Origin of the sequence: Pseudoalteromonas sp. PS1M3, assembly GCF_016865405.1 — a bacterium.
Taxonomy (GTDB): domain Bacteria; phylum Pseudomonadota; class Gammaproteobacteria; order Enterobacterales; family Alteromonadaceae; genus Pseudoalteromonas; species Pseudoalteromonas marina.
Genome location: NZ_AP022624.1, coordinates 2049611 through 2064104 on the forward strand (window position 1 = coordinate 2049611; position 14494 = coordinate 2064104).

12 protein-coding genes are annotated in these 14494 nt (G+C 39.8%); 4 read left to right on the plus strand and 8 right to left on the minus strand.

All coding sequences use genetic code 11. The annotated features are described in order from the left end of the window. Nucleotides 1–8: 8 nt before the first annotated feature. The 7 genes from PS1M3_RS09385 to dapB all read right to left on the minus strand — a co-directional run bounded on the left by PS1M3_RS09385 (nucleotide 9) and on the right by dapB (nucleotide 8465). On the minus strand, nucleotides 9–353 hold the full coding sequence (locus PS1M3_RS09385) for a lactoylglutathione lyase (protein ID WP_203983764.1): 345 nt from the start codon (nucleotides 351–353) through the stop codon (nucleotides 9–11). A 307-nt stretch (nucleotides 354–660) separates the two neighbouring features. After that, complete coding sequence (locus PS1M3_RS09390) at nucleotides 661–1110, minus strand: hypothetical protein (protein ID WP_203983766.1); 450 nt, start codon at nucleotides 1108–1110, stop codon at nucleotides 661–663. A gap of 123 nt (nucleotides 1111–1233) precedes the next feature. Further along, complete coding sequence (locus PS1M3_RS09395) at nucleotides 1234–2277, minus strand: S66 peptidase family protein (protein WP_203983768.1); 1044 nt, start codon at nucleotides 2275–2277, stop codon at nucleotides 1234–1236. 132 nt (nucleotides 2278–2409) lie between these two features. Further along, nucleotides 2410–2886 (minus strand): transcription elongation factor GreA, encoded by a 477-nt coding sequence (gene greA, locus PS1M3_RS09400; protein ID WP_006792433.1) that lies wholly within the window; start codon nucleotides 2884–2886, stop codon nucleotides 2410–2412. 47 nt (nucleotides 2887–2933) lie between these two features. Continuing rightward, nucleotides 2934–6152, minus strand: coding sequence for a carbamoyl-phosphate synthase large subunit (gene carB / locus PS1M3_RS09405; protein ID WP_006792432.1), 3219 nt, complete (start codon nucleotides 6150–6152; stop codon nucleotides 2934–2936). A 16-nt stretch (nucleotides 6153–6168) separates the two neighbouring features. Then, entirely contained in the window at nucleotides 6169–7305 is a 1137-nt protein-coding gene (carA, locus tag PS1M3_RS09410; protein WP_203983777.1) for a glutamine-hydrolyzing carbamoyl-phosphate synthase small subunit, read from the minus strand. Nucleotides 7306–7667: 362 nt separating this feature from the next. Continuing rightward, complete coding sequence (gene dapB, locus PS1M3_RS09415) at nucleotides 7668–8465, minus strand: 4-hydroxy-tetrahydrodipicolinate reductase (protein WP_008132076.1); 798 nt, start codon at nucleotides 8463–8465, stop codon at nucleotides 7668–7670. Between the two features lie 348 nt (nucleotides 8466–8813). On the opposite strand from dapB, the gene PS1M3_RS09420 reads away from it, so the two are divergent. From PS1M3_RS09420 to PS1M3_RS09430, 3 genes are all read left to right on the plus strand, one after another. Then, entirely contained in the window at nucleotides 8814–10127 is a 1314-nt protein-coding gene (locus tag PS1M3_RS09420) for a Na+/H+ antiporter NhaC family protein (RefSeq protein ID WP_021032455.1), read from the plus strand. 119 nt (nucleotides 10128–10246) lie between these two features. Further along, nucleotides 10247–11035 carry a nucleoside-binding protein gene (locus tag PS1M3_RS09425; protein ID WP_203983779.1) on the plus strand — a complete coding sequence of 263 codons (789 nt, stop codon included), beginning with the start codon at nucleotides 10247–10249 and terminating at the stop codon, nucleotides 11033–11035. A gap of 152 nt (nucleotides 11036–11187) precedes the next feature. Then, on the plus strand, nucleotides 11188–12204 hold the full coding sequence (locus PS1M3_RS09430) for an alpha/beta fold hydrolase (RefSeq protein WP_203983782.1): 1017 nt from the start codon (nucleotides 11188–11190) through the stop codon (nucleotides 12202–12204). 108 nt (nucleotides 12205–12312) lie between these two features. Here the strand turns inward: PS1M3_RS09430 and PS1M3_RS09435 are convergent, their stop codons facing one another. Beyond that, complete coding sequence (locus PS1M3_RS09435) at nucleotides 12313–13110, minus strand: M48 family metallopeptidase (RefSeq protein WP_203983791.1); 798 nt, start codon at nucleotides 13108–13110, stop codon at nucleotides 12313–12315. 180 nt (nucleotides 13111–13290) lie between these two features. On the opposite strand from PS1M3_RS09435, the gene PS1M3_RS09440 reads away from it, so the two are divergent. Further along, entirely contained in the window at nucleotides 13291–14493 is a 1203-nt protein-coding gene (locus PS1M3_RS09440; protein WP_203983799.1) for a multidrug effflux MFS transporter, read from the plus strand. Nucleotide 14494 lies beyond the last annotated feature (1 nt).

Sequence of the window (14494 nt, forward strand, 5' to 3'; positions counted from 1 at the left end):
ATTCCTTTTTAATTAAATTCAGTTATGTTTAAAAGCTCGCCTGATGGTCCCCATAAATAAATCACTTTACCCCACGGCTCTTGTTTTATCCCTTCAAAGCGAATATCAAAGTGAGTTAACTTACTAATAGTGTTAAAAGCTTCGTTTATGTTTAATACGCACACTTGCAGCATTAAATTTTCAGAAAATTCTTGGTTGTAGTAACGCTGTAAAAAGAGGCTGCATTCACCTGATGTTGCAATACTTAAATCAGCTGATGCCTGCTCAACATTAAAGCCCAGCGCCTGATAAAATGCACACGATTGTTGATAGTTTTTACATGGCACAAACACTCTGATGTCATCTATTTTCATTGTTTTCCTGTTGTTATTTAGGTGCAGCAGAGCTTATTAACTTACTTTTAAAAGCGACTTTAGAGACTAATAAACTTTCAGGGTTAAGGGTTGTCCTTGCTAAGAGCCATTTACTATTTGTTGTCTGTATAAATTAGGCTAAAGGCGTAAGCTGGACGCATAGGCATTGCTCGACTTTTGCTTAGCCCGCTCGGCTGCACACATAGCGCAGTTATTCCACGTCCACTAAATTAAATAAACTCAAGCCACTAAGGTCAATATGCCCTATCGCTTTTACCATCAAGCGCGGTATTAAGCGCTCAATAAATTACACGTAGTTAATATCAATGTTCTCTTTTTCATCTGAATTTAGCAGTGAGTTAAATTGTTGATAAATTTCATCTTTTGAGCCTAAAAGTTGAAAATCGTAACCATTGCCGTTTCCGTCAATAATTATTGATAACCAATTATCACTTATATTAACAATAGAAATTCGCTTAACCTCGATCGACTCTTGATCTGATATAAACTTAAAGCGACTCAAATTTGGCTTTGTGATTTTTATAGTGCCGGCGCTTCTCTTGATTAGATTATGTGGGGAATGTTTAGCTTTATATTCATCGGTAAATCGATACCTAAACGATAAGCATGCAAAAAATAACAGCAAAAAAGAAGCTTCAATTTCATTGTTTATATACCAAATTATAAAAAAAACGATAAACATAACAACGGCAATAAAAGCAAAGCCGTTTTTATAATGAGCGTCCGTAATTTTCAACTTAGCGATTCCTTTTCAAATATACAATACGTATAAAAACTAATGATTAACTAAAATAAATTAAAGAGCTTAATTTATCCATTACTTTTATATGATTAGCCACCAATAAGAGCGACTTTATAATTAACACAGCTTAGTGCTTAGCGATGCCTTAATCACTTTGCCTTCATTTATGTCTGCGTTAATCGTACAGCTTGCACCATTAATTAAGTTTAAATTAGGTGCAACATGCCCAATATCAGCATCAAACAGTACGGGGAATATACATTTACCAAGTGCTAATTCTATTGCTTGGTAATAATCAATCTGCTTATGGGGGCTATCAATAACGGCACTGCGACCAAGTATAATGCCGTTTACATCAGTAAGTACGCCATTTAGTTTTAACGCAATGAGACTTCGTGCTACGGCTGTTGGGCTTAACTCCGCGTTTTCTAGAAATAGCACAAGGCCCTCTGGTGCATACTCTTGTTTAAAGCGATGTAAATCGAGGTAAGGCGAGCCAAGCAACAAGTTAAGCGTGTCTAAACAACCGCCAAAAAGCCGGCCTGTTATTTCTAATTTACGCGCATCGTTGTAATTTAAACATTGCCATTGCGTTGGCTCAGTAAGTTCAAACAACGCATCAGGGTCGCTCTCATAATTAATTAATTTAGTTTGGTATGAAGTTGAAGGTAATTGTTCAAATTGCTCGCCTTTGGTGAGCGCTAAAACGTGAAAAACATTTACACAATTATGATCAGTTTCATTTGGATGTAGCTGCATTAAATTAGCAGTATGAAGGGTTGCCCAACCACATCGAGAAGTGAGCACACATGCTAATGTACTAACATCAGAGAACCCCACTAACCACTTAGGTTGAGCCGTTTTCACTATGTTAAAGTCAATATATTGCAAAACGTCTAGGGCAAGCTCTCCACCCCATGGGGGCATAATTGCCGCTATATTATCGTCGGTAAGAAAGTGCATTAGCTCTAAAGCTCGATCTTTAGCGCTGATATTTTGCCTTACACTGTCACCTTCAATTACTTTATACCCTTGCGACTTTAAACCATTTAGCACAGTGTCTAATCGTGTTTGAAAGTGATTATCAACACCTGAAGAAAACGCACAAATTGCAATATTATCATTAGGCTTAAGTGGCTCAGGAAAATTAATTAAGGACATCAGTACTCTCAATCATTAGGATATAGTCAACCTAACGTACCCAATAAAGTAAACAAAGTCGAGATTATTAAAGGCATAAAAAAACCGATGTAATCACATCGGCTTTTATGTAAACGCTAAAGTGAGGATATATTAAAGGTACTCAACTTCAATGATTTCGTATTCAACGTCGCCCTTTGGTGTTTTAATGGTGACTGCATCATCCATTTGCTTACCAATCAAACCACGAGCTATAGGTGAGTTAACAGAGATTAAGTTATTTTTAATATCTGCCTCATCATCGCCAACTATTTGGTATTTCACTTCGGCATCAGTCTCTACATTAACAATAGTTACTGTGGTACCAAAAATAACCTTACCTGTGTTAGGCATTTTAGTTACGTCGATTATTTGAACATTTGAAAGTTTAGCTTCAATTTCTTGAATACGACCTTCACAAAAACCCTGTTGCTCACGCGCAGCGTGGTACTCAGCGTTTTCTTTTAAGTCACCGTGTTCACGCGCATCAGCAATATCAGCGATGATTTTAGGACGGGTAACTGTTTTTAATTCGTTAAGCTCTTTACGCAGTAAATCTGCGCCACGAACTGTCATCGGAATTGTTTGCATATTTTCTCACTTAACACCAAGGCCTAATTAGGCCTTGGTACATTTCCTTAGTTCAATCGCAGGTGTAGCTCTTGAACTGACGCCACTTTACTGCGGTCATCTGCTTTGTTAGCAGTACAGTTAGCGAATGCCGCGTTCAAGGTAGTCGTATAGTTGGTTTTATTTTGCAATGCACCACGACGTAACACCTTCGAATCTTCGATCGCTTGGCGACCTTCGGTGGTATTAACGATATAGCTGTATTCTTTATTCTTAATATAATCAAGAATATGTGGACGACCTTCGTAAACTTTATTTACGCGACGAACGTTAATACCCGCTTCTTCAAGCGCTTTGGCTGTGCCACCTGTTGCGTCTAATTCAAAACCTAACTCAGTCATGATTTTAGCTAATTCAACAATACGTGACTTATCGCTATTACGAACAGATAATAACGCGCGACCACCGCGTGGTAAAGTATTGCTTGCACCTAATTGTGCTTTTGCGAATGCTTCGGCGAAAGTATCACCAACACCCATTACTTCACCTGTTGAGCGCATTTCTGGGCCACGGATAGGGTCTACACCTTGGAACTTAGCAAACGGTAAAACTACTTCTTTAACGCTGTAGTAAGGAGGGATAATTTCTTTAGTAATGCCTTGGCTCGCTAAAGATTGGCCCGCCATACAACGTGCAGCTACTTTTGCAAGTGCAACGCCGGTGGCTTTAGATACAAATGGAACCGTACGCGCAGCACGTGGGTTAACTTCAATTAAATACACTTTGCCATCTTTTACTGCAAACTGTGTATTCATTAAGCCTACAACACCTAGTTCAAGAGCCATATCGGTTACTTGCTTGCGCATTACATCTTGCACTTCTTGCGATAAAGAATGTGCTGGTAATGAACAGGCAGAGTCACCAGAGTGAACACCAGCTTGTTCAATGTGTTCCATAATACCGCCAATGATTACTTGCTCGCCGTCACATATTGCGTCAACGTCAACTTCAATTGCGTTATCTAGGAAATGGTCTAATAAAACAGGCGCTTCATTTGAGGCTTGAACTGCTTCGGTCATGTAACGGCGTAAATCGTCTTCGTCGTATACAATTTCCATTGCACGGCCACCTAATACATAAGATGGGCGAACAACCAGCGGGAAACCAATTTCAGCTGATTTTAAAATAGCTTCTTCAGTTGATGTAACCGTTGCGTTTTCTGGCTGTAGTAGGTCTAAACGCTCTACTAACTGTTGGAAACGCTCACGGTCTTCTGCACGGTCAATTGCGTCTGGTGAAGTACCAATTACTGGCACGCCATTGGCTTCTAACTCACGTGCTAGTTTAAGTGGTGTTTGTCCACCGTATTGAACAATAACACCTTTTGGCTTTTCAACACGTACAATTTCTAGTACGTCTTCAAGGGTAATTGGCTCAAAGTAAAGTCGGTCAGATGTATCGTAATCGGTAGATACAGTTTCAGGGTTACAGTTAACCATGATGGTTTCGTAACCGTCGTCACGAAGTGCAAGCGCAGCATGTACACAACAGTAATCAAATTCAATACCTTGGCCGATACGGTTAGGACCGCCACCAATAACCATGATTTTATCTTTGTCTGTTGGATTTGCTTCACACTCTTCATCATACGATGAGTACATGTAAGCGGTGTCTGAACTAAATTCTGCAGCACACGTATCTACACGCTTGTACACTGGCACAATGTTTAGCTGATGACGTTTTTTACGAATTTCAGCTTCTGACACACCGGCAATTTCAGCAATACGCGGGTCGGCAAAGCCTTTACGCTTAAGCTTGCGTAAAAAATCTGCATTAAGGCCAGCCATTCCGCCTTCAGCGATTCTTGCCTCATCTTTTAAAATGTCTTCAATTTGAACCAAGAACCAGCGGTTAACTTTAGTCAGCTCGTAAACATCTTCAACGCTCATACCGTGTCGCATTGCATCTGCAATGTACCAAATACGCTCAGCACCTGGCTCACGTAATTCACGGATGATTTTTTCTTTTGCCTTAGGGTCATCAAGTGCAACAATTGGGTTAAAACCCGTTGCGCCAACTTCAAGACCACGTAATGCTTTGTGTAATGACTCTTGTTGGTTACGACCAATTGCCATTACTTCGCCTACTGATTTCATTTGCGTGGTTAAACGGTCGTTAGCACCGGCAAATTTCTCAAAGTTAAAGCGAGGTATTTTAGTTACAACGTAATCAATTGAAGGCTCAAATGACGCTGGTGTTTTACCGCCAGTGATATCGTTTTGAAGTTCGTCAAGCGTGTAGCCTACTGCAAGTTTTGCTGCAATTTTAGCAATTGGGAAACCCGTTGCTTTAGAGGCTAGTGCCGATGAGCGCGATACACGTGGGTTCATCTCAATGATAACCATACGGCCATCTTTAGGGTTAATACCAAATTGTACGTTAGAGCCACCGGTTTCAACACCAATTTCACGCAGTACTGCCATAGAGGCATTACGCATAATTTGGTATTCTTTGTCGGTTAACGTTTGCGCTGGTGCAACAGTGATTGAATCACCTGTGTGCACGCCCATTGGGTCAAAGTTTTCAATAGTACAAACAATAATACAGTTGTCTTTTTTGTCACGAACAACTTCTGTTTCGTATTCTTTCCAACCAATCAGTGATTCATCAATTAGTAATTCGTTAGTAGGTGACAGGTCTAAACCACGCTCACAAATTTCTTCAAACTCTTCCATGTTGTAAGCAACACCGCCACCGGTGCCACCCATGGTGAAAGAAGGACGAATGATACACGGTAAGCCTATGCGGCTCATTGTATCTTTAGCTTCTTCCATTGAGTGTGCTATCTCTGCACGAGGACACTCAAGACCAATATTTTTCATTGCAGTGTCAAAGCGTTCGCGGTTTTCGGCTTTGTCTATTGCATCAGCTGTTGCGCCAATTAACTCTACGCCATGCTTAGCCAATACACCGTGCTTATCTAAATCAAGTGCACAGTTTAATGCTGTTTGGCCGCCCATTGTAGGCAGAACTGCATCTGGCTTTTCTTTTTCAATAATTTTTTCTACTACTTCCCAGTGAATTGGTTCGATGTATGTTGCATCAGCCATTTCTGGGTCGGTCATAATCGTTGCTGGGTTTGAGTTAACAAGTATAACTCTATAGCCTTCTTCTCTAAGTGCTTTACACGCTTGTGCACCAGAGTAGTCAAATTCACAAGCTTGACCAATAACAATTGGGCCTGCGCCTAAGATAAGAATGCTTTTTATGTCGGTACGTTTTGGCATTATTACTCCAGTTAAATTAGTGTTTACGCGCTTGCATCAAATCGATGAAGTGGTCAAATAATGGGGCTGCATCATGCGGGCCAGGACTTGCCTCAGGGTGCCCCTGAAAACTAAATGCTGGCTTATCTGTACGATGAATACCCTGAAGCGTACCGTCAAACAGTGATTTGTGTGTTGCACGAAGCGTGCTTGGTAGGCTTGATTCTTGGGCTGCAAAACCATGGTTTTGCGCTGTGATCATCACTACATCGCGGTCTAGATCTTTAACTGGGTGGTTACCACCATGATGGCCAAATTTCATTTTTTCTGTTTTAGCACCTGAAGCAAGCGCTAATAACTGGTGACCTAAACAAATACCAAAAATGGGTGTGTCGGTTTCTAAAAATGATTTTATCGCGTCAATTGCGTATGTACATGGCTCAGGATCACCAGGGCCATTAGATAAGAAAATACCATCGGGGTTTAATGCGAGTACGTCAGCAGCACTAGTTTGTGCAGGTACTACGGTAAGTTTACAACCACGGTCAACAAGCATACGTAATATATTACGCTTAACACCGAAGTCATAGGCTACAACATGAAACTTTTCATCGGCGGTATCTAAGGTTTTAAACCCCTCGCCTAATGTCCAGCTTGATTCGCGCCACTCAAAATTTTCCTTGGTTGAGACAACTTTTGCTAAATCCATACCTTTTAAGCCTGGGAAGGCTTGCGCGGCTTGTAGCGCTTTTTGTTCGTCTAGTTCGTCACCAGCAATAATACAACCATTTTGAGCGCCTTTGTCACGCAAAATACGTGTTAGCTTTCTGGTGTCGATGTCCGCAACACCTAAAATATTACGTTCTTTCAAGTAATCATCTAACGATTGCTCGTTACGAAAGTTACTTGCTAGCAGTGGCAAATCACGGATCACTAGGCCTTTAGCCCATATTTGATTCGCTTCTTCGTCTTCGCTGTTGGTACCCGTATTACCGATATGTGGGTACGTCAAAGTTACGATTTGTTCCGCGTACGAAGGGTCAGTCAAAATTTCTTGATAACCAGTCATAGACGTATTGAATACCACTTCACCGACTGACATGCCGTCAGCGCCGATTGCAGTACCGCGAAACACTGTGCCGTCTTCTAGGACTAACAGAGCGGATTTAGTCAAGTTAAACCTCCTAACAGTAAAAAACGGGAGTAAGCAAATTGCTTATCACCCCGCCAATACCCAGAGGGATCGTCAAAACCAGATTTTGTATGAGATTAAATTGTTTTACGCAGTCTTAAATGAGGCCGATATAACCGCTAAATCTTCAACATTTTTTCTTGCCTAAAACTCTTATCATTCCCACTGAACCCCTGATTTTACTAGCCACTTGGGTATAATTGGAAACACGCATTTAGTAATTTTTGGCAAATTGGCTGTATACTACATGATGTTGAGTTTTAGGTCTAACATTATTTGGTAAATCATAACAAATAAGTGCTTTTAGCTAAAATTAGACCCAAACACCCAAAATAGATACTAAACTACTTTAAATCGAGCACATCTTGCATGTCATAAAGTCCTACCGGTTTATTTTGCAACCAGCTTGCAGCTCTTATAGCGCCTAGCGCAAAGGTCATTCTCGAACTTGCTTTGTGCGTTAATTCAAGCCTTTCCCCCATTGTGGCAAAATATGCGGTATGTTCACCTACTATGTCACCTCCTCTTAGGACTGAATAACCAATTTCGTTTTGAGATTTTTCAGTTTCAATTTGGCTTCGATCGTATACAGCAACCTCTTCGTGGTTCCATCCTTTTGCATCTGCAATTGACTCACCAATTGCCAGAGCCGTGCCCGATGGCGCATCGATTTTATGACGGTGATGCGCTTCAAATATCTCAATATCTAAATCGTCACCGAACTTAGTGGCAGCCGTTTGAACTAAATTTAGTAACACATTTACACCAACACTGTAGTTACGAGCAAATACAATAGGTATATGTTTAGCAGCATTTTCTAATAATGCCATGTCATCGGCCGTTAAACCTGTTGTGCCAATAACTAAAGGGAGAGATTGTTCAACAGCACGCTTTAAGTGGCTACGCATACCGTCTGGCAGGGTGAAATCAATTAAAACATCAACACTTTCGAGCGTGTTTTCGTCGCTAAAACATACGCTCTTATCGGCAGCGCTATTTATTTGGTTTACATTAACTCCAATTAACGATGACCCACTGCGAACATAGGCGCCTGTTAGTTGTGTTTGCTCTTTTATTGTTGCGGCTTCCAATAAAGCTAAACCCATTCTGCCATTAGCACCAAAAACACCTATTCGAATCATCACTATGCCTTAATTTATTTTTGTTTAAACCGTAAACCGATCGTTTTGTATATATTGAGTGTATATATCGCCCAGTTAACATCAATCACTGAAAGTAACGTACTTAGTAGATTTTATCTAAAAGTCATGTAATAGTCAGTCAACCCTTTAATAAAAGAATAATAACAATACCAGTTTACTTTAGCCATCTATACATTTAAACTTCCTTTTCGCGTCGATTTGGTCTTTGGCTTGCGGGCGCTGCATTGTTCTACTATTTGTTAGCTTTTAACAACGTAGATAGACTTGCTAAATTCAGCTAAAAGAGGAATTTTTGGCTGTGGTAATTAATTGGTTTCGAGGATTATGATGCAGCCATCATTTAATAAAAACAAAGCAATACTTTCTTTACTACCCCTACTAACATTTGTAGCCCTATTTTTAGGTTCTGGTTTATACCTGCAATCTCAAGGGGTTGATTACGCTTTTTATCAACTCCCAGCACCGGTGGCAATATTACCCGCCATTATGCTTGCCTTTATACTTAATAAAGGCACTGTTAATCAATGTGTTGAAACCTTTATAAAAGGCGCTGGGCATAACAACATTATTACGATGTGTTTAATTTACCTGCTTGCTGGTGCTTTTTCTGCAGTGGCCAGTGCAACAGGGGGTGTTGACGCCGTAGTTAATGCGGGTTTATCACTGATACCGCCCGCTCTATTACTTCCTGGTTTATTTTTAATTGCCGCGGTTGTATCTACAGCCATGGGCACATCAATGGGTACTATTGGGGCGATTGGCCCAATTGCTTATGCGGTGTCGATCAAAACAGGCATAGACCCAGCCCTTATGGCGGGTACTATTGTGTCTGGCGCTATGTTTGGCGATAACTTATCAATTATTTCAGATACCACGATTGCGGCTACACGTACGCAAGGTTGTGAAATGAAAGATAAATTTAAAGAAAACCTTAAAATTGCAGTACCAGCCGCAATTTTAACAATCGGTTTATTGTTTTACCTTACGCCTGCAGCGCAAGTGGTCGAAACCCAAGATTACGATATTTGGTTAGTGCTACCTTATGCCTTTATTTTAGTTCTCGCCGTAGCAGGTCTAAATGTATTTGTTGTGTTATTTAGCGGTATTATATTTGCTGCATTAATGGGCTTTACCGGTAGCTACGAAGGGTCTAGCTTTGTTAAAGATATTTATCAAGGCTTTACCGATATGCAGGAAATATTTTTACTTTCTATGTTTATTGGTGGTCTTTCTGAATTTATTCGCATTAACGGTGGCCTTGATTACATTGCCCAAAAAATTCAAGCCATTACTAAAGTAATTGCTAAATGGCACCGAAAAGTAGCTGACCAACTTGGCATTGCAGCCCTAGTCATGACAAGCAACATTTGTATTGCTAATAATACCGTTTCAATTATTGTGGCGGGTCCTATTGCTAAAAAACTCGCTGACGATGGTGAAATTAGTGGCAAACGCTCTGCAAGCCTACTTGATATTTTTGCTTGTGTAACTCAGGGCTCTTTACCTTATGGAGCACAAGCTCTTTTACTTGGCGCTACGTTTAAAATTAGCCCTTGGGAAGTCTCAACATCGTCTTATTATTGTTTCATTTTAGCATTTACCGCTATAGCAATAATTTGTTTGCGTCGTAATAAAGCTTAAAACCTTTGCCCCACTGTTGCAGCTTAAAAACAAGCTGCAACATATTTCTCTACATATTAATCACTTTTGCTATAATGCGCGCTTTCGCGTGTCACTCAAGTTATAGTTAAATACAAATTATGAAATTAAATAAAACACTCTCCTTTTTTACCCTTACATCCATTGCTTTATCGTCTTCTGCTTTTGCCGCTAATTGGAGCAGCACAGCATTACACATTAACAATGGCGACCAAAAAAACCCTTTTACTGAGCAAGAGTCAGATACCACGGTTTACTCAGTTCAACATGCATCGGGTTACGATTACGGCGACAACTTCTTTTTCATTGATTACAGTAAAGACGATAAAGCTGACGGCTATCAAGATAGCGATTTTTACGGCGAATGGTATTCAACTGTTAGCTTATCGGCGCTCAGCGGTGAAAAAATTGGCACCGGTGCGTTATTAGATGTTGGCCTTACTGGCGGTATAAATATTGCTGGCGATGCTAAAATGGTGAAATACCTGCCGGGTGTTAAATTAAGCTGGGATGTACCAGGTTTTAACTTCTTTCAAACGATAGTAACAGCCTATATTGACGACAGCGAAGGTGTTGCTAAAGGCGGCGCCCCCATAGAAACAAATAGTTGGATGTTTGATGTAGCTTTTGAATACCCTTTTACTATTGGCTCACAAAAGTTCAGCTTTAAAGGGCACGCAGAATACATTGCAGAACGTGAAGACGAATTTGGAAACGATGTAGAGGCATGGATACTCGCACAACCTATTTTAGTATGGGACATGGGCCATGCCTTTGAAATGAAAGAAAATACGTTGCTACTCGGCATGGAGCTTCAATACTGGCATAACAAGCTAGGAACTGAAGTGACAGAGTCAGTTCCGCAAATACATGTAGAGTGGACCTTTTAAGCAATTACACTGCGTTAAAATCACATAAATTGGAGCCCTATTAAGCGCTCCTTTTTTTATGCCATAAAAGTATTTAATTGAATGGCTGTAAATACTTAGTTATTGTCGTATTTCTTTTAAGCCTCATGCTTTACCTTTGAAGGAATAATGAAATGATGTCAATTAAAGTGATGTGTTTTACTGCCTTGTTAGCTTTCACTAATAATGCTTTAGCAAGTAGTGAAGTAAATACAGAGTCCCTATCTTACGATGCCCTTTTAAGCAGTTATCAATATGACTTTAAAGTAAATTACTTTAGCGTTGAATCACAAAAGCAGTCTTTAAAGATGGCGTATATTTACCTAAAGCCTACCAAAGAAAAGATGCCTACCGTGACACTCATGCACGGCAAAAATTTTAATGCTGATTATTGGACGACTACAGCGCAGTACTTACAATCGCTTGGCTTTGGTGTATTAATTCCGGATCAAATTGGCTTTGGTAAATCATCTAAACCCACTAATTATCAGTATTCGTTTGCATCGCTTGCCCACCATACACATGCGTTAATTGACTCCCTTAACTTAAAACAAACAATTGTAGTTGGCCATTCTATGGGCGGCATGTTGGCAAGTCGCTTTGCTTTAATGTATCCCAATACAACAACTAAATTGGTTTTGCTTAACCCTATAGGGCTTGAAAACTACTTACATTATGTTGAATACAAAGACACCAACTTCTTTTATAAAAATGAGCTTGCTAAAACGCCCAAGGGCGTAAAAAAATATCAGCAAAAAAACTATTACGATGGTAAATGGAACGCTACATATTCAGCATTAACGAACTTTATTACAGGGCAAATACAAGGGCCGGATAAAGCTCACATGGCGTGGGTTAATGCTAAAACATACGATATGATTTTCACTCAACCGGTTATTACTGAATTTAAAGACTTTGCCGTGCCAGTTGAGTTAATTATTGGTACCCGTGATAGAACAGGACCAGGCCGCAACTGGAAAAAAACCGGTGTAGATTACGAGCTTGGTCGATACGATAAGTTAGGCAAAAATGCCGTTTCGCTTATCCCCAATGCTAAATTATATGAACTCGATAATTTAGGCCACTTACCACATATAGAAGACTTTGAACGTTTTAAAACTGTATTTAAAGAAGCACTCGCTGCTGAATAACACACATAACCGATAAAATAAAACCCCTGAAAGTATTTACATTCAGGGGTTTTATTTTATTAGCGCATCAACACTATACGCCACTGCTTTATACTGTTAAGAGCTCAACTAAAGTGAGCACTGTGGCCTTTTTCCTTGTGAGTTTGCAGTACTTTGCTCACTTAGTGCTTTTGTCATTTGCGACTGCAAATTATTAATACGACTCGTCGGTGCTGGGTGAGTAGACAAAAATTCAGGCGTTGCACCGCTTCCCGCTTTACTCATGTTTTCCCAAAGCGTAACCGACTCTTTTGGGTTAAAACCCGCTTTTGCCATTAAATCAAGACCAATGGTATCGGCCTCAGATTCATGAGAACGGCTAAACGGTAAAACCACACCATATTGAGCGCCTAATCCGAGCCCTTGCATAATTTCATTACGGTACTGCACGTTACCCATTTCAAGCGCAACACTACCCAATTGCATTCCCGTACTTAACAACGAGCTTTGTGATACACGTTCATTAGAGTGTTCTGCAATTACGTGTCCTACTTCATGCCCTAAAACGGTGGCAACTTGATCTTGGTTAGTCGCTATTTTTAGTAATCCGGTATGAACACCAATATAACCGCCAGGCAAAGCAAATGCATTTGCTGAATCATCTTCAAATACCACCACTTCCCAGTTTTGAGATGCATACTCATTAGGTAAAACGGCAATTACTTTTTCAGCAATACAATTTACATATGTATTGGTTTTTGAATCTTTATTAATTGGCTGATTTTTTTTCATGTCAGCAAAGCTAGCTGTACCCATTTCGCTCATTTGCTGATCCGAATAAAGCGCTATTTGAGTACGCCCTGTTGGCGATGTTTTACACCCTGCTAAAACAGCCGTTGCTACTAGTGCCAATACCAATTTTTTCATTGTATTACCTTAAGTCATTTATACTGCAAGTAGGATAGCAAACACAGTGCCAGTTTAAAATCATTGGTTTAAGGTAAGTACTTTGCGGTGAAGTAAGTAACGTTCCGGCTAAACTACGTTTATACATATACAATGCCCTGCTACACTATAGCCCTTGTTTTAGTTACCTTGAGTTTATGTATGGGCGCCTCGTCTACGTCTTTTAATACCCGTATTTTATTACCTTTATTAGCAAGTATTGTCGCTATTACACCCCTTGCAATTGATATGTATTTGCCCGCAATGTTGGTTATTGCGAACAATTTACAAACAAGTATGCCAAATGTACAAATATCGCTAAGTATTTATTTAGCAGGTTACTCATTGGGCATGTTATTTTTTGGCCCTATAGCGGATCAAATTGGCCGCCGAAAACTGGCTAAAATTGGTTTAACATTATTTGGTTTAACCTCTACTGCGTTAGCATTCACAACAGAAATTCATACTTTTTGGGCACTAAGGGCAATACAAGCGTTCACTGGTGCTGCTGCTACGGTGGTCGTGCCAGGAATCATTAGGCATATTTATCAGCAAAATACGGCAAAAGGTATGTCGTATGTATCGATGATCATGATGGTTGCACCATTAATAGCGCCGTCTGTAGGCTCTTTTATTTTAGGGTTTTCTGTTTGGTCTACCATATTTTTAGTATTAGCAGCTTACAGTTTTATAATACTTGTGTTTGTGCAAGTATATTTAATTGATATACCTATTCATACCAGCGAAAAAAAAGGGTTAGCCTTATTTTTTGATAGTTATAAAACTGTTTTGAGTAATACCGATGCACGCGCCGATATTTTAAGCTCAATGTTTGTATCGTTTGGCTTTTTTTGCTTTTTAACCTCAGTGCCTTTTATTTATTTAGACTTATACAAAGTGTCGGAGCAACTGTTTGGGATATTATTTGCCTTTAATGTGATGGCATTAATGTTTGGTAACTTTTTAAACACACGAATTGTGCCGCGTATTGGTTCACGCAAAATGTTATATATTGGATTGGTATGCGGTTTTATTTCAGGATTTTGCCTTTTAACTTTTAGTATTTTACATTTATCGCTTTATTATATAGTGGCAGCAATTGCACCATTAATGATGAGTTTAGGGGTCACTGCCAGTAATGCAGATTCGTTAATACTCATGAAGTTTGAAAAAAACACCGGCACGGCTACTGCCGTTATTGGTACGCTTAGGTTTGGCAGCGGTGCCTTGGTAGGCCCCATTCTTGCTGTTATGCATGCTCAAAGCTCTGTGCCGTTTTCGAGCCTCATGTTTAGCGCGGTACTACTGACCATATTAGTGCAAATAATTCATTTTAAAAAAGACAAAAAAAATGCCTCAATTTGAG

Coding starts and splice junctions, on each gene's coding strand:
- PS1M3_RS09385 (WP_203983764.1), bottom strand. CDS start 353: ATGAAAATAGATGACATCAGAGTGTTTGTGCCATGTAAAAACTATCAA.
- PS1M3_RS09395 (WP_203983768.1), bottom strand. CDS start 2,277: ATGTCCTTAATTAATTTTCCTGAGCCACTTAAGCCTAATGATAATATT.
- greA (WP_006792433.1), bottom strand. CDS start 2,886: ATGCAAACAATTCCGATGACAGTTCGTGGCGCAGATTTACTGCGTAAA.
- carB (WP_006792432.1), bottom strand. CDS start 6,152: ATGCCAAAACGTACCGACATAAAAAGCATTCTTATCTTAGGCGCAGGC.
- dapB (WP_008132076.1), bottom strand. CDS start 8,465: ATGATTCGAATAGGTGTTTTTGGTGCTAATGGCAGAATGGGTTTAGCT.
- PS1M3_RS09420 (WP_021032455.1), top strand. CDS start 8,814: ATGCAGCCATCATTTAATAAAAACAAAGCAATACTTTCTTTACTACCC.
- PS1M3_RS09425 (WP_203983779.1), top strand. CDS start 10,247: ATGAAATTAAATAAAACACTCTCCTTTTTTACCCTTACATCCATTGCT.
- PS1M3_RS09430 (WP_203983782.1), top strand. CDS start 11,188: ATGATGTCAATTAAAGTGATGTGTTTTACTGCCTTGTTAGCTTTCACT.
- PS1M3_RS09435 (WP_203983791.1), bottom strand. CDS start 13,110: ATGAAAAAATTGGTATTGGCACTAGTAGCAACGGCTGTTTTAGCAGGG.
- PS1M3_RS09440 (WP_203983799.1), top strand. CDS start 13,291: ATGGGCGCCTCGTCTACGTCTTTTAATACCCGTATTTTATTACCTTTA.